This is a genomic window from Microvirga vignae (assembly GCF_001017175.1).
Lineage (GTDB): Bacteria > Pseudomonadota > Alphaproteobacteria > Rhizobiales > Beijerinckiaceae > Microvirga > Microvirga vignae.
Genome location: NZ_LCYG01000032.1, coordinates 153,939 through 179,958, shown reverse-complemented (window position 1 = coordinate 179,958; position 26,020 = coordinate 153,939). Strand labels below are relative to the sequence as shown.

Annotated in this window: 27 protein-coding genes, 1 tRNA gene and 1 pseudogene; 17 read left to right on the top strand and 12 right to left on the bottom strand. The window is 61.8% G+C overall.

The genetic code is table 11. The features are described from left to right. Positions 1-80: 80 nt before the first annotated feature. Together AA309_RS13395 and gltX are read left to right on the top strand one after the other, a co-directional pair. Complete coding sequence (locus tag AA309_RS13395) at positions 81-1,814, top strand: NAD+ synthase (RefSeq protein ID WP_047189491.1); 1,734 nt, start codon at positions 81-83, stop codon at positions 1,812-1,814. Positions 1,815-1,871: 57 nt separating this feature from the next. After that, on the top strand, positions 1,872-3,212 hold the full coding sequence (gene gltX / locus AA309_RS13390; protein WP_047189490.1) for a glutamate--tRNA ligase: 1,341 nt from the start codon (positions 1,872-1,874) through the stop codon (positions 3,210-3,212). A gap of 133 nt (positions 3,213-3,345) precedes the next feature. On the opposite strand, the gene AA309_RS13385 is transcribed toward gltX, so the two are convergent. The 3 genes from AA309_RS13385 to AA309_RS13375 form a co-directional block, all read right to left on the bottom strand. Beyond that, positions 3,346-4,107 carry an ABC transporter permease gene (locus AA309_RS13385; protein WP_047189489.1) on the bottom strand — a complete coding sequence of 254 codons (762 nt, stop codon included), beginning with the start codon at positions 4,105-4,107 and terminating at the stop codon, positions 3,346-3,348. After that, the gene (locus AA309_RS13380) at positions 4,104-5,075 is read right to left on the bottom strand and encodes an ABC transporter ATP-binding protein (protein ID WP_244470345.1); all 972 of its coding nucleotides are present in this window, start codon (positions 5,073-5,075) and stop codon (positions 4,104-4,106) included. Before AA309_RS13380 ends, AA309_RS13385 begins: the two co-directional genes overlap by 4 nt. A gap of 101 nt (positions 5,076-5,176) precedes the next feature. Continuing rightward, positions 5,177-6,301: a DUF2865 domain-containing protein gene (locus AA309_RS13375; protein ID WP_052954698.1), complete on the bottom strand. Its 1,125-nt coding sequence runs from the start codon at positions 6,299-6,301 to the stop codon at positions 5,177-5,179. 154 nt (positions 6,302-6,455) lie between these two features. Here AA309_RS13375 and AA309_RS13370 point away from each other — a divergent pair, with 154 nt between their 5' ends. From AA309_RS13370 to AA309_RS13360, 3 genes are read left to right on the top strand one after another with little or no spacing between them, the layout of a single operon-like run. Continuing rightward, the gene (locus tag AA309_RS13370) at positions 6,456-6,839 is read left to right on the top strand and encodes a VOC family protein (RefSeq protein ID WP_047189487.1); all 384 of its coding nucleotides are present in this window, start codon (positions 6,456-6,458) and stop codon (positions 6,837-6,839) included. A 59-nt stretch (positions 6,840-6,898) separates the two neighbouring features. Continuing rightward, on the top strand, positions 6,899-7,405 hold the full coding sequence (locus AA309_RS13365; protein WP_047189486.1) for a CreA family protein: 507 nt from the start codon (positions 6,899-6,901) through the stop codon (positions 7,403-7,405). A 42-nt stretch (positions 7,406-7,447) separates the two neighbouring features. Then, complete coding sequence (locus AA309_RS13360; RefSeq protein WP_047189623.1) at positions 7,448-7,909, top strand: DUF4265 domain-containing protein; 462 nt, start codon at positions 7,448-7,450, stop codon at positions 7,907-7,909. A 19-nt stretch (positions 7,910-7,928) separates the two neighbouring features. On the opposite strand, the gene AA309_RS13355 is transcribed toward AA309_RS13360, so the two are convergent. Next, positions 7,929-8,255 (bottom strand): hypothetical protein, encoded by a 327-nt coding sequence (locus AA309_RS13355; RefSeq protein WP_052954697.1) that lies wholly within the window; start codon positions 8,253-8,255, stop codon positions 7,929-7,931. 294 nt (positions 8,256-8,549) lie between these two features. Here AA309_RS13355 and cysS point away from each other — a divergent pair, with 294 nt between their 5' ends. From cysS to AA309_RS13335, 4 genes are all read left to right on the top strand, one after another. Beyond that, positions 8,550-10,019: a cysteine--tRNA ligase gene (gene cysS, locus AA309_RS13350; RefSeq protein WP_047189485.1), complete on the top strand. Its 1,470-nt coding sequence runs from the start codon at positions 8,550-8,552 to the stop codon at positions 10,017-10,019. 148 nt (positions 10,020-10,167) lie between these two features. Further along, a complete protein-coding gene (locus tag AA309_RS13345) occupies positions 10,168-10,677 on the top strand; it encodes a GNAT family N-acetyltransferase (RefSeq protein ID WP_047189484.1) in 510 nt (169 codons plus the stop codon). Beyond that, on the top strand, positions 10,674-12,269 hold the full coding sequence (gene cimA / locus AA309_RS13340; RefSeq protein WP_047189483.1) for a citramalate synthase: 1,596 nt from the start codon (positions 10,674-10,676) through the stop codon (positions 12,267-12,269). The genes AA309_RS13345 and cimA overlap by 4 nt, the downstream gene beginning before the upstream one ends. Before the next feature lie 20 nt (positions 12,270-12,289). Next, complete coding sequence (locus AA309_RS13335; protein ID WP_047189482.1) at positions 12,290-12,739, top strand: DMT family transporter; 450 nt, start codon at positions 12,290-12,292, stop codon at positions 12,737-12,739. A gap of 96 nt (positions 12,740-12,835) precedes the next feature. Here the strand turns inward: AA309_RS13335 and AA309_RS13330 are convergent, their stop codons facing one another. After that, positions 12,836-13,444 (bottom strand): LOG family protein, encoded by a 609-nt coding sequence (locus tag AA309_RS13330; protein WP_047189481.1) that lies wholly within the window; start codon positions 13,442-13,444, stop codon positions 12,836-12,838. Between the two features lie 128 nt (positions 13,445-13,572). On the opposite strand from AA309_RS13330, the gene AA309_RS13325 reads away from it, so the two are divergent. The 7 genes from AA309_RS13325 to AA309_RS13295 all read left to right on the top strand — a co-directional run bounded on the left by AA309_RS13325 (position 13,573) and on the right by AA309_RS13295 (position 19,953). Next, complete coding sequence (locus AA309_RS13325; RefSeq protein WP_047189480.1) at positions 13,573-14,856, top strand: LysM peptidoglycan-binding domain-containing protein; 1,284 nt, start codon at positions 13,573-13,575, stop codon at positions 14,854-14,856. Positions 14,857-15,092: 236 nt separating this feature from the next. Further along, complete coding sequence (locus AA309_RS13320; protein ID WP_047189479.1) at positions 15,093-17,006, top strand: ABCB family ABC transporter ATP-binding protein/permease; 1,914 nt, start codon at positions 15,093-15,095, stop codon at positions 17,004-17,006. A gap of 52 nt (positions 17,007-17,058) precedes the next feature. After that, the gene (locus AA309_RS13315) at positions 17,059-17,760 is read left to right on the top strand and encodes a phosphatidylserine decarboxylase (RefSeq protein ID WP_047189478.1); all 702 of its coding nucleotides are present in this window, start codon (positions 17,059-17,061) and stop codon (positions 17,758-17,760) included. 185 nt (positions 17,761-17,945) lie between these two features. Then, positions 17,946-18,800, top strand: coding sequence for a CDP-alcohol phosphatidyltransferase family protein (locus AA309_RS13310; protein WP_047189477.1), 855 nt, complete (start codon positions 17,946-17,948; stop codon positions 18,798-18,800). 101 nt (positions 18,801-18,901) lie between these two features. Then, the gene (locus tag AA309_RS13305) at positions 18,902-19,552 is read left to right on the top strand and encodes a Maf-like protein (protein ID WP_047189476.1); all 651 of its coding nucleotides are present in this window, start codon (positions 18,902-18,904) and stop codon (positions 19,550-19,552) included. Positions 19,553-19,572: 20 nt separating this feature from the next. Next, positions 19,573-19,773, top strand: coding sequence for a DNA gyrase inhibitor YacG (yacG, locus tag AA309_RS13300; RefSeq protein WP_047189475.1), 201 nt, complete (start codon positions 19,573-19,575; stop codon positions 19,771-19,773). A 104-nt stretch (positions 19,774-19,877) separates the two neighbouring features. Then, positions 19,878-19,953, top strand: a tRNA-Phe gene (locus AA309_RS13295). 169 nt (positions 19,954-20,122) lie between these two features. Here AA309_RS13295 and AA309_RS36445 read toward each other — a convergent pair. Then, a pseudogene (locus AA309_RS36445) lies at positions 20,123-20,470 on the bottom strand (tyrosine-type recombinase/integrase); the annotation flags it as partial. Here AA309_RS36445 and AA309_RS36440 point away from each other — a divergent pair. After that, positions 20,363-20,821, top strand: coding sequence for a hypothetical protein (locus tag AA309_RS36440; protein ID WP_244470344.1), 459 nt, complete (start codon positions 20,363-20,365; stop codon positions 20,819-20,821). The pseudogene AA309_RS36445 and the gene AA309_RS36440 overlap by 108 nt on opposite strands. Before the next feature lie 239 nt (positions 20,822-21,060). Here AA309_RS36440 and AA309_RS36435 read toward each other — a convergent pair whose 3' ends face one another. The 6 genes from AA309_RS36435 to AA309_RS37695 form a co-directional block, all read right to left on the bottom strand. Further along, positions 21,061-21,315, bottom strand: coding sequence for a helix-turn-helix transcriptional regulator (locus AA309_RS36435; RefSeq protein ID WP_047189620.1), 255 nt, complete (start codon positions 21,313-21,315; stop codon positions 21,061-21,063). Next, the gene (locus AA309_RS13280; RefSeq protein WP_047189474.1) at positions 21,315-22,379 is read right to left on the bottom strand and encodes a tyrosine-type recombinase/integrase; all 1,065 of its coding nucleotides are present in this window, start codon (positions 22,377-22,379) and stop codon (positions 21,315-21,317) included. Before AA309_RS13280 ends, AA309_RS36435 begins: the two co-directional genes overlap by 1 nt. Next, entirely contained in the window at positions 22,379-24,085 is a 1,707-nt protein-coding gene (locus AA309_RS13275) for a tyrosine-type recombinase/integrase (RefSeq protein ID WP_047189473.1), read from the bottom strand. Before AA309_RS13275 ends, AA309_RS13280 begins: the two co-directional genes overlap by 1 nt. 173 nt (positions 24,086-24,258) lie before the next feature. Next, positions 24,259-24,438: a helix-turn-helix domain-containing protein gene (locus AA309_RS13270; RefSeq protein WP_047189472.1), complete on the bottom strand. Its 180-nt coding sequence runs from the start codon at positions 24,436-24,438 to the stop codon at positions 24,259-24,261. A gap of 256 nt (positions 24,439-24,694) precedes the next feature. After that, positions 24,695-25,255 carry a hypothetical protein gene (locus tag AA309_RS13265; RefSeq protein ID WP_047189471.1) on the bottom strand — a complete coding sequence of 187 codons (561 nt, stop codon included), beginning with the start codon at positions 25,253-25,255 and terminating at the stop codon, positions 24,695-24,697. A 205-nt stretch (positions 25,256-25,460) separates the two neighbouring features. Further along, positions 25,461-25,721, bottom strand: coding sequence for a PilZ domain-containing protein (locus tag AA309_RS37695; RefSeq protein WP_425286874.1), 261 nt, complete (start codon positions 25,719-25,721; stop codon positions 25,461-25,463). Between the last annotated feature and the right edge of the window lie 299 nt (positions 25,722-26,020).

Sequence of the window (26,020 nt, the reverse complement as noted above, 5' to 3'; positions counted from 1 at the left end):
TCCATTCGGCGTTAAGTTCACGGGATAGTTCAGGCTTTGCATTGCTGCGCATCCGACGGCGCGCTAATTCTGCAGGTGCTATGGCTCAGAACATGCTCAAGATCGCTCTCGCGCAGCTCAACCCCATTGTCGGCGATGTGGCCGGCAACGAGCAAAAGGCGCGCCTCGCCCGTGCCGAGGCGGCCCGGATGGGCGCCGATCTCGTGATGTTCGCCGAGCAGTTCCTCGCGGGCTATCCCGCCGAGGATCTCGTGCTCAAGCCTGCCTTCCAGGATACCTGCCGCGCCGCGCTGGAGCGCCTCGCCCGCGAGACGGCCGATGGCGGCCCCGGCATGCTCGTCGGCCTGCCGTGGCGCGAGAAGGGCGAGCTCTACAACGCCTATGCGCTTCTCGATCGCGGCGCGATCTCGGTGCGCTTCAAGGTCGATCTGCCCAATTACGGCGTTTTCGACGAGAAGCGGAATTTCGATGCCGGTCCCTTGCCGGGTCCGGTCAATTTCCGCGGCATTCGCTTAGGCATTCCGATCTGCGAGGACATCTGGACCGGCGATGTGGTCGAATGCCTTGCCGAGACGGGAGCCGAAATGCTCCTCGTTCCCAACGGCTCGCCTTATTGGCGCGGCAAGACGGAGGAACGGTTCAACATCGCCGCCGCGCGTGTGACGGAAAGCGGCTTGCCGCTCGTCTATCTCAATCAGGTCGGCGGTCAGGACGAACTCGTGTTCGACGGCGCCTCCTTCGTGCTGAACGCCGATTGCTCGCTGGCCTGCCAGCTGCCTGCTTACGAGGAGGTGATTGCGCTCACCGCCTGGGAGAAGGGCGAGGACGGCTGGGTGTGCCGCGAGGCTCCCATGATGACGGTGGAGGAAGGCGAACAGGCTGATTATGCCGCCTGCGTTCTCGGCCTTCGCGATTACGTGGAGAAGAACCGCTTCCCCGGCGTGGTGCTCGGGCTTTCCGGAGGCATCGATTCCGCAATTTGCGCCGCCATGGCCGTCGATGCGCTGGGTGCGGACCGTGTCCATTGCGTGATGCTGCCTTACCGCTACACCTCCGGTGAATCCTTGCGTGATGCGGAGGCCTGCGCGAAGGCCTTGGGCGTTCGCTACGATATCCTGCCCATTGCCGATCCAGTGGAGGGCTTCGAGACCGCGCTTCAGCCGCTTTTCCAGGGCAGGGAACGGGACATCACGGAAGAGAACCTCCAGAGCCGCGCGCGCGGCAGCACCCTCATGGCGATCTCGAACAAGTTCGGCGCCATGGTGGTGACCACGGGCAACAAGTCCGAAATATCGGTGGGCTATGCCACGATTTATGGCGACATGAACGGCGGCTTCAACCCGATCAAGGACCTCTACAAGATGGAGGTTTACCGCCTGTCCGCGCTCCGCAATCGCTGGAAGCCGAAGGGAGCTCTGGGCCCGGATGGCATCGTGATCCCTGAGAACATCCTCACCAAGGCCCCTTCTGCGGAACTGCGCGAAAACCAGAAGGATCAGGACTCGCTGCCGCCGTATGAGGATCTCGATGTGATCCTGCGCGGCCTCATCGAGGAGGAGCTTCGCGTGTCCGACATCGTCGCCAAGGGCTATGATCTTGAGGTGGTGAAGAAGGTGGAGCGGCTGCTCTACATCGCCGAATACAAGCGTCGACAATCGGCGCCGGGCGTGAAGGTCACGCGCAAGAATTTCGGCCGCGATCGCCGCTATCCCATCGTGAACCGCTTCCGCGATCAGGGCCTTATCGCTCATCAAAAGGACGAAGCTCTGGAGCGCGCCATCGGCAAACCACGCATGGGCTCGCTCGATGTTTGATCTTTCATTGGCGGCAGCCCCTTGCGTCGCCCGGCTCCCTTCGCCATAGGGTTCGCTATGTCCAAGCCCATCGTTCGCTTCGCCCCGTCTCCGACCGGGCACATCCATATCGGCAATACCCGTGTGGCCCTGCTCAATGCGCTCTTCGCGCGTCGGGAAGGGGGCACCTTCATCCTGCGCTTCGACGACACCGATCTCGTGCGCTCGAAGCAGGAATATGCGGATTCCATCGAGACCGATCTCAAGTGGCTCGGCATCGCGCCTGATATCGTTCTCCGCCAGTCGGAGCGTTTCGATCTCTATGATGCTGCGGCGGAGCAGCTGAAGGATGTCGGTCGTCTCTATCCCTGCTACGAGACGCCGGAGGAGCTGGAATTTCGCCGCAAGCGTCAGCTCGCCCGCGGCCTGCCGCCGATCTACGATCGGGCTGCGTTGAAGCTCACGGACGAGGAGCGCGCGACACTCGAAAGCGAAGGACGCAAGCCCCATTGGCGTTTCCGCCTCGATCACACGAACGTGGCGTGGAACGACCTCGTGCGCGGCGAGGCCCATGTGGATTGCGGCTCGCTCTCCGATCCCGTGCTGGTGCGCGAGGATGGCACCTATCTCTATACGCTGCCATCGGTGGTCGATGACATCGACCTCAAAATCACGCATGTGATCCGTGGCGAGGACCACGTTACCAATACGGCGGTGCAGATCCAGATATTCGAGGCGCTGGGGACTGCTATTCCCACCTTCGCGCATCACAGCCTGCTGATTACGGCAAGCGGCGAGGGGCTTTCGAAGCGCCTCGGCCACCTCTCCGTGAAGGGCCTGCGCGATGCGGGCCTCGAACCGCAGGCCGTGGCGTCGCTCGCCGTGCTTGTCGGATCCGCTGAGGCCGTGCGCCCCGTGGCCGATCTCAACGAACTCGCCAAGCTCATCGACTTCTCGCACATCTCCCGCGCGCCCGCGAAGTTCGACGAGAGCGAGCTGGAGCATCTCAACGCGCGTCTCATCCACGAGATGCCCTACGAGATCGTGCGCGAGCGTCTTGTGGCGCTCGATGCGGATCTCGGCGAAGCCTTCTGGAATGCCGTGCGCGGCAATCTCACAAAGGTTCGCGATGTCGCGGAATGGGCCAAGGTCGTGCGTGGGCCGGTGACGCCCGTGATCGAGGATCGCGCCTTCATCGACGCGGCCGCCGAAGTGCTGCCGGATGGGCCGTGGGATACCACGACTTGGAAAGCCTGGACGGAAGCCGTGAAGACGAAGACTGGCGTGAAGGGCAAGGCGCTGTTCATGCCGCTGCGCCTTGCACTCACGGGTCTCGATCACGGTCCGGAACTCGGCAACCTCCTGCCGCTCGTCGGCCCCGAGCGAGCGAAGGCGCGTTTGTCGGGGCAGATGGCATAAAGCCATAGAAGTCTAACGTCCTCGTCGTCATGCCCGCACTTGTTGCGGGCATCCACGTCTTTGAACTGCTGCGCCAGGAAGACGTGGATGACCGGGACAAGCCCGGCCATGACGAAGAGGTTCGTTTGAGGTTTTACGCCTTGATCTTGTAGCCCGTCCGGAAGATCCACCAGATTGCAGCGAGGCAGATCAGCATGAATAGAAACGTCATGCCGAGGCTGATGCCGACATCCACGTCGGCGACGCCATAAAAGCTCCAGCGGAAGCCGCTGACCAGATAGACCACCGGGTTGAACAGAGCGACCTTCTGCCAGAAGGGCGGCAGCATGCTGATGGAATAGAAGCTGCCGCCGAGGAAGGCGAGGGGCGTCACGATCATCAGAGGAATCACCTGCAGCTTCTGGAAGCTGTCGGCCCATACGCCGATGATGAAGCCGAAAAGGCTGAAGGTGACGGAGGTCAGTACCAGGAAGGCGATCATCCAGACGGGATGTTCGATGGAGAAATCCACGAAAAGTCGTGCGGTGACGAGAATGATGGTACCGATTATCACCGACTTCGTGGCCGCCGCGCCCACATAGCCGATCACCGTCTCGATGGCCGAAATCGGCGCCGAGAGGATCTCGTAAATCGTGCCCGTGAATTTCGGCATGTAGATTCCGAACGACGCGTTGGAGATGCTCTCGGTCAGGAGCGAGAGCATGATGAGGCCCGGCACGATGAAGGCGCCATAGCTCACGCCGTCGATATGGGCCATGCGCGATCCGATGGCCGAGCCGAAGACAATGAAATAGAGCGAGGTCGAGAGAACCGGCGAGGCGATGCTCTGCATCAGCGTGCGCCACGTGCGCGCCATCTCGAAGAGATAGATGGCCTTGATGCCGTAGACGTTCACGAGCGCCCCCTCACCAGGCTGACGAAAATGTCCTCCAGAGAACTCTCGGAGGTGCGCAGATCCTTGAAATGGATACCGTGCTCGTTGAGGCGGCGCAGCAGCGTGGCGATGCCCGTTTCGTCGCTCTGCGTGTCGAAAGTGTAGATGAGATCCGCGCCATCGGCGGAAAGGTGCAGATGCTCAGATCGCAGATCGGCGGGAAGGTCCGCGAGCGGGTTCTGCAGGTGCAGGGTCAGCTGCTTCTTGCCGAGTTTTTGCATGAGCACGTGCTTGTCCTCGACCAGGATGATCTCGCCCTTGTTGATCACCCCTATCCGGTCGGCCATCTCCTCGGCCTCTTCGATATAGTGCGTCGTGAGAATGATGGTGACACCGCTCTCGCGAAGACCGCGTACCATGTTCCACATGTCTCGGCGCAGCTCCACATCGACGCCCGCCGTCGGCTCGTCGAGGAAGAGGATCTTGGGCTCGTGCGAAAGCGCCTTGGCGATCATCACGCGGCGCTTCATGCCGCCCGAGAGCGCCATGATCTTCGTGTTCTTCTTCTCCCAGAGAGAGAGGTCCTTCAGGATCTTCTCGACATAGGCGGGATTGGCCGGCTTGCCGAAGAGACCGCGGCTGAAATTCACCGTCGCCCACACGCTCTCAAAGGCATCGGTGGTGAGTTCCTGCGGGACGAGGCCGATCTTGGTTCGCGCAGGCCGGTAGTCGCGAATGATGTCGTGCCCATCCGCCGTGACCGTGCCCGTGCTCGGGTTGACGATGCCGCAGATGATGCTGATCAGCGTCGTCTTACCGGCGCCGTTGGGGCCGAGCAGGGCGAAGATCTCGCCCCGGCGGATTTCAAGATCGACCTTGCGCAGGGCCTGGAAGCCCGAGGCATAGGTTTTGGAGAGCCCCGAGACCGAGATGATCGGGTTTGATGCGCCGAAGGAATCCGGCATTCGCGAATGATCGAGTGGTTTCATGACGCGCCTGATAGCATGCCGGAGACTTGCCCGAAATTCCCCCTCCCAAAGGAGAACGGGCCCCAAAAGGCGCCCGTCGTCGAATGATGCCGTGAACCGGATCAGTTCTGTCCGTTCGGCACCGGAATGAGGTTCGGCGCAATCACGCGCACCGTCTTCTTCTCGCCGTTGCCGCCGACGATTTCCTGCTTATTGCCCTCGTTCTCGCCGACCACGCGGGTGGTCTCGATCGATTGCGGACCGATACCGGAGGATTCCTTGCTCGCGGTCGGAGCTGCGGCGGCGCTCTCAGCCGCGGCCTTCTCTTCCTCGTCCGCCTTCTTGTCTGCGGCCTTGCGGGCCTGCACGGCCTTCGGACGGGACATTTCCTCCGCCTTCTCGGCAGTCACGATCATGTCGCCCTTGCGCTGCTCCAGCATGCCCTCGGCCTTGCGCAGGACAACCGCCCAACTCTCATTGGGCTTCTTGCAGGCGCAGCTTTCGTCGAAGGTCTTGCGGAACTTGAAGGCGTTGGCGAGCGACGTGTAGGCCCGGTTGCTCGAGAGCGAGACGGCGCGTGTCAGGCCGTCGTCGCCGCCCGGATACGCATAAGCCGTCGTTTCCGTGCCGGGGCAGAGGGCCTGGCACATCTCGTCGGCGCTCTGCTGGCCGCCGGGCGGGGTGGTTAGCGGGAAGAACGAGCCGTCGCAGGTCTTCACGCAGATCAGGCGGCCGCCGCCGAGGGCACGCTGCCCTTCATCGGCGATAATCGGCTGTCCCTCAGGCGCGATCTCCTGCTGCTGCTGACCACGCGGGGGGCCAAAGAGCGATTCGAAGAAGCCGCGGGGCTGATCGGTGGAGCAGGTCTGCTGCACGGCAGCCTGAAGCTGGCGACGGCGGGCCTCCACATCGGCGGGGTCCAGGGCCTGCTGGGCCAAGCGGGCATAGCCGGCCTCGAGCTGGCGAATCTGTGCGGCGATGGGGCCGCACTCGCGCGGGGCGGGGCCTGCAAAGAAGCCCAATGGACCGCGCTCGCAGCCGATGGAACTGTAGTAGCGCACCAGACGGTTGATCTCTGCCCGCTGGGCCTGCATCTGCCCAGTCGGCGCTCCGCCGCTGCTGCGATCGAGATTCGCCAGTTCCGCGCGGTAGCGCTGGCACTCGGGCGACTGGGCGAGAGCTGCCTGTCCGGCGGCCAGGAAGGCCATCACGGCGAAGAATGAGCGGAGAAAGAATGTCTTTGTCATCAAGCTGATCGCAGAATCGGGTCCGATACGGCGCCATGGCCAGGAAGCTGGTCATCTGACGCCGGAATGGGGCCCTATTGTGATTACCGTCTTGCCCGCTCCGGGGGAAGGCCTCTAGCCTGCCCGTCGAAAAACGACCCTGACGAGATCTTGCATGTACTCTCATACGACCATCGGAGCAAATGACCTGGCGCGAGCGCGCGTCTTCTACGATGCCGTGCTGACTCCCTTGAGCCTCGAGGTCCGGTTCACGGACGAGGACATGGTGGGCTATGGCCTGCCGGGCGGGCGTCCCCAGTTCCTGGTTGTCCGGCCGTTCGATAGAGCTGAACCCTCCGTGGGCAACGGCTCCATGATCGCGCTTCTGGCCCCCAGGCGTGCGCTGGTCGATGCCTGCTATGAGCTTGCGATGAAGCAGGGCGGGACGGATGAGGGCGGGCCGGGTTTGCGGCCTCACTATCACCGCAACTACTACGGGGCTTACTTTCGCGACCTCGACGGCAACAAGATCTGCATCTGCAGCCACCACGCCGAATAGCCCTCGTCAAAGGCGGGCGGAATTCCCACATGACAGCGTAACTTTAGGAGACAACGGGAATGCTTGCTCGAATCGCTCTGGCTTTGGCCCTCGTGATGGGAGCAGTCATCGGCGCTGCAGCCCAGGAGCCGGATCTGATCTTCAAGAAGTCCACCGTCTGGCGGGCCCTGACGCCTGACGACAAGCTCGCCGTCTACGGCATCGACGATCCCGTGGTGGAGGGGGTGGCCTGCCATTACACGACCCCGGAGCGGGGCGGCATCTCCGGTACCTTCGGGGTGGCGGAGGAGGTGTCCGACATCTCGCTCGCCTGCCGTCAGGTCGGTCCGGTGAAGTTCAAGCAGCGGTTCGGCCAGGGCGACGTGGTGTTCAGCGAGCGTCGCTCCCTTATCTTCAAGCGGATGCAGATCGTGCGCGGTTGCGACGCGAAGCGGAACACCCTGGTCTACATGGTCTATTCGGACCGGCCTATCGAGGGCTCGCCCAAGAACTCGACCTCCACCGTGCCGCTCATGCCCTGGGGGACGGATGTTCCGCCCAAATGCGGCGACTGGCTCAATAAGTGAAATCAGCTTAGGCTGCGTCCAGCATCGAATGGGCATTTGGAGATGATCGAAAGACTACAATTGCTTGCAGGGCAGAGGTCCAATGGGACGTCTGTCCATGAGGAGGTTCTTGCTGAGTCGCAGGCAAACGGATGGTATAGGCTGCTCAAATCCCCAGGTCTAGTGCAGGGTTTGGCAGCCGGTGATGTATTTGAGGCTATTCCCGATGGGCAGTTCAAGATCATTGAACGTAGCGGAAACGTTTGCGTCCAAATCTTTTCGAGAGGTGATTTGAACGCCCTCGAACAGCATATAACTGGAAATTTGGGTCAGCTAGGCGGATACCTTGATGGTAAGAGCCACATGCAACTCGTCTACACTGTATCGGTTGCAGGTGGCTTTGAGGCCATTGAGGCAGCTTTCAGGGAAATGACGGCTCTGTTTCCCGACGCCGAGTGGTACTATGGCAATGTTTACGATCCTACCGATGGGGTAACACCCCTAAAGTGGTGGGATAAAGCGTAACTGTTGCCGCACGCACCCTTCAGTTCGAACAGGTAATCGAGATCGGGCGATGCTCGGGAACGGTCATTGATACCTTGCGAATCGACCCTGTCGTCTCCTCGGCCTCGACCTGGCGGAAGGAAATCGCGCGCGTATAGCCTTGAGCCTCGCACCAGGTATCTGCCACAACTTGGCCACAAGCCTGGTTTGAGATGAGGCATTCCGCAACGCCGTAGCCATCGGCGGCGGGGACCAGGAAGGTCGCTTCGGTCGATGAGGCCTGGGTGCCGTTGGGAAGCAGCGTCAGGGACGCGGCTCCAATGAACATGGCTGTGCTCAACCCGAGCACGGCAAATGCGCGGCGCATAGAAAACCTCATTGATTGAATTCGAGCTTTATTGTCACGGAAGCCCGTGAACAAAGCTCTAACGGGTTTGGTAAAAACCCGTTTCTTGCATGCCTGCAAAGGAACTGTGCTCTCCAGCACGGGAACCTTGACGCCTGTCGCCGGACGGGGCATTGATTGGTTCATGAACACGGCAACGATCCTCATTTCCGGGATTATTTGCGGCTAGCGCACCACGCTGGCTGGAGCCGTCTCGTTCTCACTCCAAGATCGAAACCAACCTCCGGCCTTGTGGCCTGACAGGGATTTGGTTTCATGGCGCCCCAGCTGAAGCTCTACAACACGCTCACCCGGTCGAAGGACGCGTTCGTCCCCGTCGACCTCAAGAACGTGCGCATGTATGTCTGCGGCCCCACGGTCTACGACTACGCTCATATCGGTAACGCCCGCCCCATCATCGTCTTCGACCTTCTCTTCCGTCTGCTCAGGCATGTTTACGGTGCGGAAGCGGTCACGTATGTGCGCAACATCACGGATGTGGACGACAAGATTAACGCCCGCGCCGCCCGCGATTACCCGGACCTGCCCCACAACGACGCCATCCGCGAGGTGACCCGGAAGACGGAGGAGCAGTTCCACACCGATATCCGTGCACTTGGTGTCCTCATGCCGGAAGATGTGAACGTCCCCGGCAAACGGCCAAGCTTCGTGGAACCTAGGGCCACCGAGCACATCGACGAGATGCGCATGATCATCGAGCGGCTGATCGAACGAGGTACCGCCTACGTGGCAGAGGACCACGTGCTCTTCTCGGTTGCCGGCATGCAGAAGCTGCCCGGTCTGCCGAAATACGGCGCCCTCTCCAAGCGTTCCCTCGACGAACTGCTCTCCGGCGCCCGGGTGGACGTTGCTCCCTACAAGCGCGATCCCATGGATTTCGTGCTCTGGAAGCCTTCTGGCCCGAACGATCCGGCCTGGCCGGCTCCCGCCGGCATCAAGACGCCGGGCCGCCCCGGCTGGCACATCGAGTGCTCCGCCATGTCGTGGAAGCATCTGATCCAAGCCTTCGAGACGCGTCTCACCTGCAGCGACCCGGCAGAGCGCGAGATCTTCGACATCCATGGCGGCGGCATCGATCTCGTCTTCCCGCACCACGAGAACGAGATCGCCCAGAGCTGCTGCGCCTTCGAGACGCCGCGCATGGCCAATGTCTGGATGCACAACGGCTTCCTGCAGGTGGAAGGCGAGAAGATGTCGAAGTCTCTCGGCAACTTCTTCACCATCCACGATCTGCTGCAGCAATGGCCGGGCGAGGTGCTGCGCTTCAACATGCTGCGCACCCATTATCGCCAGCCTATCGACTGGACGGAGAAGGGCCTGGAGGAAAGCCAGAAGACCCTCGACCGCTGGTACGAGCTGGCGGGCCATGGGCAATCGGCTCAGCTTTCGGAGCAGATCGTCGAGGCTTTGGCGGACGATCTCAACACCCCGAAGATGCTGGCGGAACTTCATGCCCTCGATGGGCAGGGGGATCACGATGAGCTCGGCGCGAACCTGCGCGCGCTCGGCTTCCTTCTCGAAGGGGCCGAGGCGTGGAAGGCACGAAAGCAGGCTTCGCTTTCGGTCGATCCCGCCGTGGTCGAGCGCCTGATCGCCGCCCGCAAGGAAGCCCGCGCTGCGAAGAACTGGGCCGAGTCAGACCGCATTCGCGACGAACTCGCAGCGCTCAACGTTGTCGTGAAGGACAACAAGGACGGCACCACCACCTGGGAGGTTGCGCGATGAGCGTTTCGTCATCCTCCTCCGTCATGCCCGGGCTTGTCCCAGGTATCCACGTCTTTCTGGCGCGGCGCTTTCAAGACGTGGATTGCCGCAACAAGTGCTGCCATGACGAGGAATCGTTGTGCTGCGCATTCGCGCTGGAGACACGCTGATGGGACAGTCACTGCCGAAACCGGGACTGCGTCCCTTCCTTCCCGCCGACCTGCCGGTGCTCGTTGAGATTTTTCAGGCGAGCATCGAGGAACTGACAGGCGAGGATTACAGCGAGGCCCAGCAGGAAGCCTGGATGATGCAATCCGAGGAGGAGGATTTCGCCGAGAAACTGGCGAAGGATCTCACCCTCGTGGCGACCATCGAGGGGGCGGCCGTCGGCTTCATTGCGCTGAAGGGCAATGAGCTGATCGAGCTGTTCCATGTGCATCCCACGGTGGCAGGGCAGGGGATCGGCACGATGCTCTATGATGCGGTCGAAAAACTCGCGACCGCGCGCGGTGCGGCGCGCCTCGTGGCCGAGGTCAGCGACAACGCGCAGCCTTTCTTTCAGAAGCAGGGCTTTCAGCCTCAGCGCCGCAATACCCTGTCGCTCGGCGACGAGTGGCTCGGCACCACCACCATGGAAAAGCGCCTCGCACCCGTCGAGGACAGGAAGATGTCGTCATGAGCGTTGAGCGCGTCTATCTCTTCGACACCACTCTGCGCGATGGCGCGCAGACCACAGGTGTGGATTTCTCGCTTGAAGACAAGCGGGCGATTGCCACGCTCCTCGACAGGCTCGGCATCGATTACGTGGAAGGCGGTTATCCGGGGGCGAACCCGCTGGATACCGCCTTTTTCTCTGAGAAACGCACGAAGAAGGCCAAGTTCACGGCCTTCGGGATGACGAAGCGGGCAGGGCGCTCGGTCTCGAACGATCCCGGCGTCTCGGCGCTTCTGGAAGCTGAGGCCGATGCGATCTGCTTTGTCGCAAAGTCCTGGGATTATCACGTGCACGTGGCGCTTGAGACGACGCTGGAGGAAAACCTCGCCGGCATTGGCGACAGCGTCGAAGCTGCGCGCACCAAGGGCCGCGAGGTGATCGTCGATTGCGAGCACTTCTTCGACGGCTACAAGGCCAATCCCGATTATGCGCTCTCCTGCGCGAAGACCGCTTACGAGGCCGGTGCGCGCTGGGTGGTGCTCTGCGACACCAATGGCGGCACGCTGCCTCACGAGGTAATGGAGATCGTCAATGCCGTCACCAAGGTTGTGCCGAGCGCATATGTTGGCATTCACGCCCATGACGATTGCGGCTGCGCCGTCGCCAATTCGCTGGCAGCGGTAGAGGCGGGTGCGCGCCATATCCAGGGCACGCTCAATGGTCTGGGCGAACGTTGCGGCAATGCTAATCTCATCACGCTCATCGGCGCACTGAAGTTGAAGGACGGCTATGCTTCTCGCTTCGAACTCGGCGTGACGGACGAGGCGTTGAGCGGGCTCACCCATGTCTCGCGGCAGGTGGACGAGATCCTCAACCGCCAGCCCAACCGCCACGCGCCCTTCGTCGGCGCGAGCGCGTTTGCCACCAAGGCAGGCATTCATGCCTCCGCCGTGCTGAAAGACCCGCGCACCTACGAGCATGTGGAGCCGGAAGTGGTCGGCAACGTGCGCAAAGTTCTGGTGTCCGACCAGGGCGGGCAATCGAACATTCTCGCCGAACTCAAGCGCTGCGGCTTCGAGTTGGAGAGGGGCGATCCACGCATCGCCCGCGTGCTCGATGAGGTGAAACGGAAAGAGGCGGAGGGCTTCGCCTTCGAAGGAGCGGATGCCTCCTTCTATGTGCTCGTCAAGCGCATGCTGGGTGAGGTGCCGGCCTTCTTTGACGTAGAGCGCTTCTCGGTGAGTGTGGAGCGCCGCTACAACGCGATGGGCGAGCTCGTCACCGCCTCGGAAGCCATCGTTAAGGTGCGCGTGGGCGATGAGGTTCTCATCTCTGCTGCGGAAGGCAATGGCCCGGTGAATGCGCTCGACGTGGCGCTTCGCAAGGATCTCGGCAAGTACCAGAACCTGATCCAGGATCTGGAGCTGGTGGACTATAAGGTGCGTATCTATCAGGGCGGTTCGGATGCCGTGACGCGCGTGCTCATAGAGTTCACGGATGCTACGGGCGAGCGCTGGACCACCATCGGCGTTTCAGCCAACATCATCGATGCCTCGTTCCAGGCACTGACCGATTCCATGATCTACAAGCTGCTCAAGGGCGGGGCGACGCTGTAAGCCGTTCGTCCCGACAAGCCATGAACCTCTCGCTCCTGCTGCCGCTCGCCGGCATTGTCATCGGCGGCGTCTTTCTGTCGTCGCAGGCTCCAATCAATGCTGCGCTCGCCCGTGCGCTCGGCGACCCGCTGCTGGCCGCCTGCATTTCCTTCGGCGTCGGCTTTCTGGTGCTTGCCATCATCAGCGCCTTTCGCGGCGCGTGGTCTTCCGGCAGCGCCATGGCCTCCGCGCCCTGGTGGGCATGGCTCGGCGGATGCTTAGGCGCGTTCTATGTGGCGATCGTGATCTGGGGCGTGCCGCAGCTGGGTGCGGTGAGCACCGTGGCGGCTCTGATCTTCGGCCAGGTGGTTGCGGCTCTCGTCCTCGATGCGATCGGAGCCTTCGGCCTGCCAGTGCAGGCCATTTCCTGGCAGCGCATTGTCGCGGCAGGCCTCATCCTGGGCGGGCTCGTTCTCTCCCGCGTAGGATGAGCGGCGTTTGTCTAGCGCATCGAACGATGCGCTGCTTGAGGAAGGGAACATCGGATTGAATCCCAAAAGTGCAAATCCACTTTTGGGTCCGATGCTCTAGAACTTTGTCTCGATCAGGTCGGCATTCTCGACGATGCCGACGCGCCGCGCGGCGGCCTCGATCATCGGAATCACATCCTCGACCTGTTCAGCCACGAGATAGCTGAGCTCGAGCCCAGGGCGAATGAAGCCCTGTTCGCGCATATGGGCAAAGAGGGTGAGCAGCGGCTTCCAGAACCCCTTGGTGCTGAGCATCAGGATCGGCTTCGTGTGACGGCCGAGCTGCGCCCAGGTCATCTGCTCCACGAGTTCTTCCAGCGTTCCGATGCCACCCGGAAGCGCCACGAAGGCATCGGCCTTCTCGAACATCAGTCGCTTGCGGGTGTGCATGTCCGGAACGACGATGGTTTCCTGCACCTCGTCGAGAAGCTTTTCGCGGGATTTCAGGAAGTCCGGGATGATGCCCGTGACATAGCCGCCATGGTCGAGAACGGCCTGAGCGACCGTGCCCATGAGACCGACATTGCCACCGCCATAGACGAGATTGACGCCCTGCTCGGCCATGGCACGACCCAAGGCCGCCGCATTTGCAGCAAAGACAGGATCGTCTCCGAAACCGGAGCCGCAATACACACAGATGGATTTGACAGGCTTTTGATCTGACATGGGCATTTCGGGGAGGCGGGGAGCCTCCCGCGTTGAATCATAAAACATTATATTCCCTTTATGGCCGTAGCCTTTTGAAAGATAAACGGCTTAAATGCATGAAAGTGCCGGAGTTGAGAAAAAGCGTTATGGCGCAGGCGACAGAGCTTAAAGGAACCATCGCGATCATCGGCGCGGCAGCCGCTGGCGTCGTCGCGGTTCTCGTTGGCGCGCTTTACTGGGCGTGGCCCGGCGCTCCTGAGCAGTCTCGCAGCGCCACAACGCCTCAGGCCTCTCTCCAGCAGTCCACGCAGCAGCAGAAGTCAACGGCGGAGGTTGCGCCTGCGAAGCCTCCGGAGCCCAAAGCTGCTGAGACGAAGCCTGCCGAGGCTCCCATCGTCCCGTCCTTCGACCTCGTACGCGTGGAGCCCAGCGGCGAGAGCGTGATCGCCGGGCGGGCCGCTCCAGGGGCGACCATCGAACTCTTGAGGGGCGATCAGGTCCATGCCCGCGCCGTGGCCGATGCCTCTGGCCTCTTTGCCATCGTGCCGCCGGCCTTGCCGCCGGGCTCCCATCAGGTCGTGCTGCAATCCATCGCGCCGGATGGGGTACGCCGGCGCTCTCTCCAGAGCGTGACGGTGGTGATCGATGCGGCCCAGAAGCAGCCCCTCGTAACCTTGACCTCGCCGGATCAGCCGACGGTTGTCCTTTCGAATCCTGAGCCGCCCGAGTCGCAGGTCGCGCAGACCACGCCGAAGGAATCCGAGAAGCCGGCGCAGACACCAGAGCCTGCCCAGCCCGCTGCTCAGCCGCAGCAGCAGGCGAATGCTGCGCCCGAGGCCCCAGCCCAGCCGACGCCCCGGCCCGAGATCAAGATCGTCAGCGTCGAGACCGAGAACGGAAAGCTCTTCGTTTCCGGCCTGTCGGCTCCCGGCGCGACGGTTCGCCTCTACCTCAACGAAACTCTTATCGCTCCGGGCGGGGCCGGAGGCGATGGCAAGGTCTCCTTCTCCATCGGCTCCGGCGTAAAGCCCGGTGAATATCGGATCCGCCTCGATGATGTGGATCCGGTCTCAGGCCAGGTGAAATCCCGGGCCGAGGTGGGCTTCACCGTCCCGGTTCAGGTCGCCTCGGCGTCTGAGGCTCCGGTTGCCCCGGCAACCTCCAACGCTTCGGCTCAGGCACAGTCCGGCGGAAAGCCTGCCGCTGATGGCCAAGTCGCTGCGGCCGGCACGGTCGTGATCCCCAACATCAACACGGCCATCATCTCCAAGGGCGACAATCTCTGGCGGATCAGCCAGCGGATCTATGGCTCGGGCTATCGCTACACCGTGATCTACGGGGCGAATAAGGAACAGATCCGTAATCCCAATCTGATCTATCCAGGCCAGGTTTTCGTGCTGCCGGCCGATCAGAACCAGAAGACCAACTAAGAGCTCTTCATAAAACTATCCTGAGCCTTCCCCTCAGGGTCAAGCTTGCTCGTGGCTCGAAGGGCGAGGGCGTCTCCAGCGCACACAGGATCCTCCTTCGAGACGCAGACTGCGCCTGCTCCTCAGGATGAGGGTTGAGACATTCTACGTCAGGGCAGGGCTGCGGACGGGGTAGGGTGAATTCCTGTTTCCGATCCCTTATATCGGGTTCCACGGTTCATTCGGATTCTCTGGTCATGCCCCCCACCACTTCCGTCCCTTCGACAAGCGCCGCCGCGCGAAAAGCTAACGGCTTGGCCGCGACATGGACGAAGCTCTGGCCCTATCTCTGGCCACAGGGGCGTCCCGACCTGCAACGCCGCGTCTTCATCGCCTTCGGCCTGCTCCTCGTCGCCAAGGGCGTGACCATGGTGACGCCGTTTGCCTTCAAATGGGCGACGGACGCGCTCGTGGCCGTCACCAGCAACGGCAACCAGGCCACCGAAGCCGCTGCCACCGCAGGGTCCTGGCTGTGGAAGTCGCCGATCCTGCTTACGATCATCTACGGCATTACCCGCATCCTCATGGCAGTGCTGACTCAAGTGCGCGATGGTCTCTTCGCCAAGGTCGCCATGCATGCGGTGCGCAATCTCGCGCTGCAAGCCTTCGAGCACATGCACCGCCTGTCTCTACGCTTCCATCTCGAACGCAAGACCGGCGGTCTTACCCGCGTGCTGGAGCGTGGCCGCGAAGGCATCGAGGAGCTGTCGCGCCTCATGGTGCTGACGCTCATCCCCACCATCCTCGAATTCGCGCTGGTGCTGGGCCTGCTCGCCTGGGAATTCGACTGGGTCTATTCGCTCGTCGTCTTCGTGATGGTGGTGATCTATCTCGCCTATACCTACAAGGCGACGCAGTGGCGGATTTCGATCCGCAAGCAGATGAACGACTCCGATACGGATGCCAACACGAAGGCCGTCGACTCTCTGCTGAACTATGAGACGGTGAAGTATTTCGGCGCCGAGCAGCGCGAGACTGCGCGCTACGACCGCTCCATGGAGCGCTATGAGCGGGCCTCGACACAGACCTATACGTCGCTCGCCGTGCTCAATGCGGGCCAGGCCGTGATCTTTTCCATCGGCATGGCCATCGTGATGGTGCTCGCGGCGCGGGACATCATGGCGGGCCGCGTGTCCGTCGGCAGCTTCGTGCTGGTGAATGCCATGCTGGTTCAGCTCTACATTCCGCTGAACTTCATGGGCATGCTCTATCGCGAGATCAAGCAGGCCCTCATCGACATCGACGACATGTTCCGGATCATCGAGCAGAACCCCGAGATCCAGGACAAGCCCGGCGCGAAGCCGCTCGAGATCAAGCAGGCGGTGGTACGCTTCGAGGATGTGCATTTCTCCTATATTCCGGAGCGTCCGATCCTCAAAGGCGTGAGCTTCGAGGTGCCGGCAGGCCATACGGTTGCCATCGTCGGTCCTTCGGGCGCAGGCAAGTCCACCATCTCGCGTCTGCTGTTCCGCTTCTACGAGCCCACGAGCGGACGCATCCTCATCGACGGGCAGAACATCGCTGACATTCAGCAGACCTCGCTCCGCAAGGTGATCGGCATGGTCCCGCAGGACACGGTGCTCTTCAACGACACCATCGGCTACAACATCCAGTACGGCCGCTGGGATGCGAGCCCGGAGGAGGTGAGGGAGGCTGCGCGTCTTGCCCAGATCGACCGTTTCATCAGCAACCTGCCGGAGGGCTACGACACGCCGGTGGGCGAGCGCGGCCTGAAGCTCTCGGGCGGCGAGAAGCAACGCGTGGCGATTGCCCGCACGATTCTCAAAGGCCCACCGATCCTCGTTCTCGACGAGGCCACCTCGGCGCTCGATACCTTTACGGAAAAGGAAATCCAGGATGCCCTCGACCGGGTCAGTCGTGGCCGCACGACGCTGGTCATCGCCCACCGCCTGTCCACCGTGATCGGGGCCGACGAGATCATCGTTCTCGACCATGGCCGCGTGGTGGAGCGGGGCAATCACACCAGCCTCCTGGCTCTGGGCGGCGTCTACGCTTCCATGTGGAACCGCCAGCGCGAGGCCGATCAGGCCCGCGAGACCCTGAAGCGCGCAGAGGAAGAGGAGCGTGGGGAGGAAAGCGTGGCAGGTTGACGGAAGCGCCCGCGCCTGCCATCCCACGCAAACTCGATAAAGGCTTCAAAGAATGACCGATATTCTGGAATCGATGCGTCGCATCTTCGTCCCGATCCACAAGGAGGGTTATCCCTTCATCCTGATCGCGCTGTTCGCGACCATCGTCCTGGCTTGGCTCTGGTCGCCGCTTGGCTGGATCGGCGCCATTCTCACCGTCTGGGTCTGCTACTTCTTCCGCGATCCGCCGCGCGTGACTCCCATGCGCGAGGGCCTTGTCATTTCTCCGGCAGATGGGCGTGTGAACCTCATCACCACGGCCGTTCCCCCGGCCGAGCTCAGCCTGCCGCCTGAGCCCATGACGCGCATCTCGGTCTTCATGAACGTGTTCGACTGCCACGTGAACCGTTCGCCGGTCGCGGGCCGGATCGAGCAGATCCTCTATACGCCGGGCCTCTTCCTCAATGCGGAGCTCGACAAGGCAAGCGAGGACAACGAGCGCAACGCCCTCGTCATCGAGACGGCGGGCACTCGCATCGGCGTGGTGCAGATCGCGGGCCTCGTGGCACGCCGCATCGTCTCCTTCGTGAAGGTGGGCGATATGTTGAGCACTGGCGAGCGCTTCGGCCTCATCCGCTTCGGCTCTCGCCTCGACATCTATGTGCCGCTCTCCGCCCAAGTCCTTGTCGGGCTCGGCCAGACGGCGGTGGCCGGCGAGACGGTCTTGGCGGACCTGACCGCCAATGAGCCCGCCCGCCAGTATCGGGTCGGTTAGCGCATCGTGCGGAAAGGTGGACCCTACTTCGGGTCCGATGCTCTAATGCCTTTCGCGTGCGGGGGCGGATTTCCGCTCCCGCGGGCCTTTGGACGGAACTGTCCACAGCAGTTTGCGCTTCTCCCATAACTGCACACTGCTCAGCTCTACTTGCCGGTCAGGCTGGCTCCCCCTAGGTTTTCGCCATGAGTGACCTTTTTCCTCCCTTCGCCCCGGACCCGAACGAACCGCGCAAGCGGCTCTTCAAGCCCGTTCCGTTCCGAATGATCGCCCCCAACATCATCACGCTCATCGCCCTGTGCCTGGGCCTCTGGGCGATCCGGCTCGCCTTCGAGGGGCGCTACGAACAGGCGGTGCTGGCGGTGATCGTGGCTGCTTTCCTTGATGGGGTGGATGGACGCATCGCGCGGCTCCTGAAGGGCACCTCCCGCTTCGGTGCGGAGCTCGATTCCCTGGCGGATTTCCTGAACTTCGGCGTGACCCCGGCGCTCATCCTCTACAGCTTCGTCCTGCACGAACTGCGCTCGCTCGGGTGGATCGGCTCCATTGTGCTCGCCATCGCGGCAGCCCTGCGCTTGGCCCGGTTCAACGTCATGATCGACGATCCCAACCGGCCCGAGTGGAAGAAAAACTTCTTCGTGGGCATGGCAGCCCCCATGGGGGCCATGTGCGCCCTGTTGCCGCTGTACCTCTCATTCCTCGGCACGCCGATCCGGGACTCCTCGGTGGCCCCCGTCGTCCTAATCTACACGGTCGGTATCGCCTTCCTCATGGTCTCGACCATCCCGACTTATTCGGGAAAGACGATGGGCAAGTATGTGCCGCGCCAGTGGGTTCTGCCGATCTTCGTGCTGTCGGTCGCGGCCTTCGGCCTGCTCATCAGCTTCCCCTTCGAGATGTTGGCCCTGATCACGGTTCTCTTCCTGCTGACGATCCCCATCGGGGTCATGCGCTACCGGAAGCTCGAGCGGGACGATGCCATGCGTGGCGCGGACGTCCAGCCGGCCCCCTCAGGCGTCGAGCCGCCCCCCGGCGCTTGATTCACTTAACGCAGGTGCCATGTTGTGACCGGGCGTAGCTTTACGCCCAAAGAAGCAATAATCGTGAAGGGTCTCGAAGACCCTGGAGCGTGGAGATCAAAGTGGCGTCTTCTTCCGAGGTGTCGAATACCAGCTGGCGTCCGAAGCTCGTTCTGGCTTCCGCCTCGCCCCGCAGGCTCGCCCTGCTGCAGCAGGGCGGCATCGAGCCCGACGCCCTTCTGCCCGCCGATGTGGATGAGGCGCCCTTGAAGAACGAAGGTCCGAAGGACCTTGCCAAGCGCCTCGCTCGCGCCAAGGCCGAGGTCGCCCGCAAGACCGCCCGCAACCGCGAGGACCTGAAGGACGCCTATATCCTCTCCGCCGATACGGTGGTGGTCGCGGGCGGGCGCATCCTGCCCAAGGCCGAGGTGGTGGACGAGGCGGCGGCATGCCTGCGCCTGCTCTCCGGCCGGGCGCACCGGGTCTATACCTCCATCAGCCTCATCACCCCGAAGGATTCGGTTCGTGAGCGCCTCGTGGAAACCCGCGTGCGCTTCAAGCGTCTCTCGCGGGAGGAGTTCGAGCGCTATCTCGCCTCGGGCGAATGGCGCGGCAAGGCAGGTGGCTATGCCATCCAGGGCCTGGCCGGCACCTTCGTGGTGAAGCTCGTGGGTTCCTACACCAACGTGGTGGGCCTGCCGCTCTACGAGACGGTGGCGCTGCTCGACGGGGAGGGCTTCCCGGTGCGCTTCACCTGGCTCAACGCCGCCTGATTCCCAGAAGGAGGAAAGGCATGGAGCCCGCCAACGAGAACAAGCCGCTGGCCTCGTCCGGCAAGTGCCCGATCTGCGGCAAACCGGCGAGCCTGGAATTCAAGCCCTTCTGCTCCAAGCGCTGTGCAGATGTGGACCTGAATCGCTGGCTCTCGGGCGGCTATGCCATTCCGGCCGTGGATGACCCCGAGGATAAGGACGAGAACGACCGCGAAGACTGACGAAAATTTTTCATGAAAATTTCTCGTCCAGGCGGCTGGACAGGCGGCGAAGGTCTGACTATACAACCGCCCACGACGCGCACGGCACAAGCCGCGCATCGGATGCCCAGGTAGCTCAGTTGGTAGAGCATGCGACTGAAAATCGCAGTGTCGGTGGTTCGATTCCGCCCCTGGGCACCATCCTCTTCCCCGATGCTTTGAGTTCATTAGGCTTTTTGGTGGAATTGTCCCACTGGTCCGTCGTGGCACCAGAAAGTGGGACACCCAGCGCACGTGCTGCGAGCTTCTTCTGCTCGGCGGCCCTGGTATAGCGGTCCACCTCTTTTGAGGTCCTATGACCCGTCACAGCCATAATTTCGCGGGTTGAGCGCCCCTGTTCCGCCAACCGTGCTGCCGCGGCCTTGCGCAAGCCATGAGCGGAGCAATGCTTTAGACCGGCTGCGTCACACCATTCGCGGAATTTGTTACCGAAGCCGTTTGATGTGAACGGCTTACCGAAATCCGTTACCAAGAAAGACTGATTGCCGAGTGGTGAAGCGGCGATGATCCGCTGCAACTCGGGAACGATAGGGATCTCTAGCCTAATCGGGTGCCTGTTTCGGTTTTTGTGCTGGGTAAACGCAAGCCAGCCACCCTGCACATGGTGCGGCCCAAATTGGACTATGTCGGATCGACGCTGGCCGGTGTAGAGCAACAGAGCGAGGGCAAGACGGGCTTTGGTGCCAATCGGATGCACTTGCTCGAACTGTTCGATTTCCTCCAACGTCCAACTGTGGACACCCTGACTTGCGCTTCGGAGGTAGGGCACATCCTTTGCCGGATTCCTGTTCGCAATGTCACTTTCAACAGCAAAAGAGAAGACTTGGCGCAACGCCTTCACGAGCCCATTTGCGGCCTCGGGTGTATCCGCTTTGGCGTCGCGCCACTTCCTGATGTGTTTGGTCTCGAGCCGAGCATAGGGCAGGGAGCCTGCTTTCTCCGCTACCTTATCCAGAATACCGCGTCGGACACGCTGCGTCCGACCATCAAGCCCTTTGAATTCCGCTGATCGATAGTACTGCTCAAAGAGCCACTTAAGCGTGCCATTAGCGACTCGCGCTGAAGCTAACGGCTGCTTTGGTTTGAGTATGCCTGCGAGAGCCCTGCCGTACTCCTCCATAAAGTCCGGCGTCCAAGGAATGCCTTTCAGGCGGATCTTGCGCTGGCCTGGTCGGCGGAAATAGATGCGGACGTTGCCATGGCGGTCCACGTCCTCAACACAGTATTTCGGCAGCCTTTTGCTCATCGCTAAACGCTCTCAACAAAGTCGAACGGGTTGGAGTCGGAACCATCATCTTCATCGGGTAGGGCAGCGAACGCAGCATCTAGTCTGTGCCTATCCCATACCGTGCGGCTGTTGATCCGCTTCGGCTTTGGCATGCGACGGTCTCTCACCATCTGATCAAACAAGCTGGGAGATACACCGATGTATGCTGCAGCCTCGACGCGGCTTAGACCGCGTGGAGGAAGTGAAGGGGGCAGGGGATGAGGAGCTCTCTCCATCATTCCTCCTCATCGGCGTAGATGCTCTTTACCCGCTCCAGGATACGACTTACCCGCCGGGTTGCCGCGAGGTTGTCGGCCTGGATGTAGTAGCGCTCGGTCGTGGAGAAATGCCGATGCCCAAGCAGCGGCGCCGCGGCGCGGGCCATATCAGCCGAAACGGCCGCAAGGCTTGAGGCGGCACAATCGCGCAGCAGATGCGGGTTGATCGGCATCCCGAACAGACGACGGGTCAGCTTGGTGATCCGGTGATAGACAGCATGAGAGTCGCGCAGGATGCCTTCCTTGCCCAGCCACAGCCTCGTCGATTTCTGCGCCTGAGGAAATAGGGGCCGAACTTCGACGAGATACTGCTCGAACCAGGGTACCAGCGGCTCCGGCAGCTCGAAGCTGATCGGCTGACGGGTCTTAGTCTCCTCGGTTGGGATCGTGATCAGCCAATTGCCGTTCGTTGGCAAACAATGGATGCCGATCTCCAGGTTCGTGAAGTTCTTCACCCGCAGTGGTCGGCTGGCCAGGAAGGCAAGCATCAGCACATCGCGATAGGCAATCGCCTGTTCGATCGAAAGAGAACCAGCGGGTAAGCGCTCCAGTTCAGAGATGGCAGCCGCAAAAATCTCCGCCGTCGGCCGCATCTTGGCCTTCTTGTCTTTGCTCGGCTTGGCGCTGATCTGCACCCGGTTGCAAGCGTCCTGCAGCCAGCGCCAGTCTTGGTCCGGCGCCATGGCCTGCATCATCACCTTCAAGCCCACCAGCATCGATAGGCGCGTGCGCGGCGCCACAAGTCTCTCCAGGTGGCAGTTATACGCGCGCACAGCCTCGCGGGTGACCCGGTCAGCCGGATCCGCAGCCTCCTCGAGCTTGCCGGTCCAGTGCAGATAGCCAAGCCAGCGGCCATAGTGCTGGACATTGGTGAGACGAGTGCGAGAGGCCCAATGAGCCGCGCCACTGCCCTCATCGAAGATGTCGCCATCGGCTTGCGCAGCCGCCCAAGTCTCTTGGTCCCGCTGCGGCCATTTGGAAACCGGCAGAGCGCGGCGCATTGGATCAACGGTCCGCGCCATCACTTCATCCTCTCCGAGGCTTTGACCCTTGCTTCGTCCAGCAACCGGTCGACATGCCGCCCGGCTGCCTTCGACTCGGTGCCGAGGTAATGGCCCATGGTGGTGTCGAGCGTCGTGTGGCCGAGAACGCGGGAGACGGCGAGATAGGCGCCGGGATCGGCCTCGACTGCGATCTTCGCAATCGCATGGCGGAACAGGTGCGGGTTCATCTCGAGCCCGGCCTGCCGCATACTCCCGCGAATCGCGTCGGACATTGCCGTCTTTGACCGTGGTCCACCATGAGGACCGGGGAACAAAAACAGGCTGTCGGCCTCCGGCAGGCGGGAGCGGAACTCCGCGATGTGGCGCTTCAGGCGTGCAGTGAGTTCGGCATTGAGTTCGAACTCCAGCGGCCGGCCCGTTTTGGTGCGCTCCGCAGGGACCACTAACACGGCCAATCCTGAGTTGAGCCAAGTGAAGTCGGACAGCTCCAGCGTGCGCAGGGCGCCAATTCGCAGGCCGCAGTGGATGAGCAGGTCGACCGCAACAGCGCGCTCCATGCCCTTGGCGGCTCGGGTCGTGTTCTTCTGTCGGAGCGCCCGGCGCGCTTCCTGCTCTGGAAAGGTCAGCAATCGGCCGACATTACGTGGATCATCGAACTGGCCGAGACGCTTGCGGTTGCGCGTGGTCATCTGGCGCCGGTTGCCCGGATCGAGCTTCTTGCAGATGGTTTCCAGCGTCGCGAGCGCTGGCTCGTCCATGCGGCAGTAGTGCTTGGCGATCAGGCGCATGGAGCGGGCGAGATTATGCACGCGCTGGGTCTTTTTGCCGGAGCGGTTGAGGAAGAAGCGCAGGGCAGCCTTGAAGGCCAGCGGCTGAAACAGCACAGCGAGCGACGTGATCTCATCGATTTGCAGATGGCCGGTACGGACGAGGGCTGAGCCGAACTGGCGAAACTGGAAAATGCGGTGCTCGATCGTGGCCGGGCGAAGGGCACGTGCCGGCGCCTCGTCGTCGAGCGGGTCAGGGCTCGTCATCCGCTCACGCCAAGCCGCCACGTCCTCCTGGAAGGAGAGTGGGAAGGCACTCAGGGGCAGCGTGTACGACTCCTGCTTGAACGGCGAAGACAACTGCACCTGGGTCCAGCCCTGCACTGTGCGGACTGAGCGGTTCCAGTTGGTTATTGTGGCCTTGATAACACCCCTCGGGCGCTTGACCATCTCCTCCGTCTCGATAGCGGCGTAGAGGCCAAGCAGCGTCTGGTTCCTGACGTCTTCCGGCGGGATACCCATGACCGTGCAGAAGGTGGCAAGTCGATACAGCGCCTGCCGCTGGTAGGCGGTACCGATCCGAGCGAGCAACTCTTGCCAGCACGGAGCGATGGCGATGCACTTGGTCAGGGGCGAACCCGGCTGGCCGTAGCGCCGGACGGCTTTGGCTACCAGAGAGCGGATGTTGGCGAAGGTCTTGTCCGACAGGCCCAGCTGCGCCGGGCTTACGGAGGCGAGAAGCTCGCGCGCACGGCGCGGGCTCGCCTCCAACTTCTCCAGCTGCGTCCGGAACAGGTGTTCGAGGCGGTTCAGGGCCGACACGAGGTCCCGGCGCTGGATATCGGTCAGGTCTGTATCCGCCTCGGCGAGACGCTTCACATCAGCCAGGGTCGTGCTACTCTCGGAGCGGAACGCTGCCTTGCTACGGGCGAGAAACTCGGGGTCGATATGCTTCATCGGGATCGTCTCGCGTGGTCAGTTCTGGCCTCGGGAGGACAGGAGTAGACACAGGGGGCTATTCGGGAAATAGCAGCTTTTTGGTCCTACGGCGTTCAGCCGGAAGCGTTCTCCCGACAGCCAATAAGCCATTGCCATCATTGGACAAAGCTGCCCCTCAGAGGCCATCGATTCTAGCTGCGATGGAGCTTCTCATAGGTGTCTGCGTCTTCGGGCGAGACGCGGATCTGGTGGCCGATTCGGTGCACCTTGAGTTCGCCACGTGACGCGATGCGGCGCACGGACTTGAGGCTCACCTGCCAGCGGGCAGCAAGGTCATGCAGGGTCAAGAGCGGCTCAGGTTTTGGCTTCACGGGAATTCTCCTGTTCGGGTTCACCGCGAACGGAGGTCTTGGCGTGGCCAGCCACTGCTGGTTCAACTGCGGCCTGCACCACCAAGTGCGCCAGCAAGCCTACGAACGCCACAAGGGACGTGCCCGCGCCTAGTGCGGTTATCGTCCCAGGCTGCTGATCGAATTTCTGGTGAGCCACTGGCGATCCTTTGTTCGCGAATGGCCCATCGATGTCACAGTTGGTCGCCTATGGCCTGCGAAAGGCACTCGTAAAACTTCACGAAGTTTGCTCGGGTGGCGTCTCGCCTTGACGGAAGTTCCGCAATGCCTTGCGTGCCTGTTCGGCATGTCGAACCCAGAGATCGCGGACAGTGGTGTGATGAATGCCGGTCCTGTCGGCAAGCTCCTGGATCGCCGCATCAATCTTCCAGCCCTTTTCCTCTAAAAGGACGAGGTGAATCGCGATACGAATGTCACGGAGCTGCTTGAGGTGGTCGTGGATGCGTGGGCGCTTCCCTTGACCATGCCCCTCCATCTGGAGGGCTTCGCCGAACTTGAGCCGTGCTCCGCCTGGGCCAGTATGACTTGCTTTGTACTTTTGATACCCACTGACAATCACTTCTACGACCCAAAACGGGATGGTGACACTTTCGGGCGCCTCATCCTTTCTCCAGTAGTACGAGGCCACGTACCCTAGTGCCTCAAAGGCCGGGAGCGAGTTGGTGCTGTCTGCTGCAAAGGCCTCCCTTGTCATCGCGAGAAATATTGCGAGGTCTTGCTCAGCCGCGAAGGGCCAGTTGGCGTCAGTCCACGCGGATTCCAGTTGCTGACCTCTCATGCGTCACCTCTTTTCAGACATGGCTTAGAGCATCGGATTAATCCGATGCTCCCTTTTCTAGAGAGCGCATCGTTGGGAGCGGAAAACCGAGTCCACTTTTCTGCACGATGCACTAGAGCATTTTTCAGCGAAGTGGATCCGGTTCGCCGTTCAAAAATGCGGCCGAGCAAAGAAGAGAGCTGATTCCACGCAAGTGGAAGCGGCTCTAATCCGTAAATTCCGCCCCGTAATGAGTGCCAGTCGTCCAGATCAGCCGAACTCTGGCCTCGGCGGACTCGCTTGGGATCTGCAGCTCGAAGTCAACGGGAACATCAGCGGGTCCTTCGATGACGAGACACGCGCCAGTCTCAGATAAGTCCCAGACGGTGCAGGCGATTGCTGCTCCCAGGGTCTTTCCTGCGATCCACCCTTCCAAGCAGGTGGGGAAGCGTTCACTCAATCGACGCTCAGATATCCTGGAGTTCATACACCAAATCCTACATGGCGGAAGAACTCTTCTAAGCAGGCAAGCTGGCCCGAGGCTGGCCAGCGCTGAAGGCGATAGCATGTACGAAGCGCTCAGGGGTATCAGGACTTGTGAGGGGCCGACAGGATTGGCCCTACGCAAACCATGATGTCAGCTTTCGAAGGGCGGCCGCAGTGAGCAGAGACAAGCCAGAACTCAACACCACTAGAACAGCAACAAACCCCGCCGTTACCAATAGAAGGATCAGGTCAAATTTTCCAAAGAAGACAAGGGCACCTGCTGCGGAGACCCAGCTGATC